1 protein-coding gene is annotated in these 238 nt (G+C 66.4%); it reads left to right on the top strand.

Features of this window, described 5'->3' with window-relative positions; genetic code table 11:
• Window positions 1-17: 17 nt before the first annotated feature.
• The coding region (locus tag AC0L3X_RS47595) for an ATP-binding cassette domain-containing protein (protein WP_473317679.1) at window positions 18-238 on the top strand (221 nt) is incomplete at its 3' end.

Here is a 238-nt window from a genome sequence, read left to right as displayed (position 1 = left end):
GCCGGCGATCGAGGACAATGACAGAACACTCCGAGCTCCCCGCCATCGAGATCGATGGCATCGGCAAGGCGTTCGGCCCGACCGTCGCGCTGGACGGCGTGTCGTTTGCGATCGCGCCCGGCAGCGTCCATGCCCTGCTCGGTGAAAACGGAGCCGGCAAGTCGACACTGGTGAAGCTGCTGTCCGGGCTGGTCCGGCCGAGCCAAGGCCATGTCCGTGTCTTCGGCAAGGAGATCGC

This window comes from Bradyrhizobium sp. MI1.7 (assembly GCF_055811795.1).
Note: the sequence above shows the minus strand (reverse complement) of the source record. Positions and strands in the feature narration are given on the sequence as shown.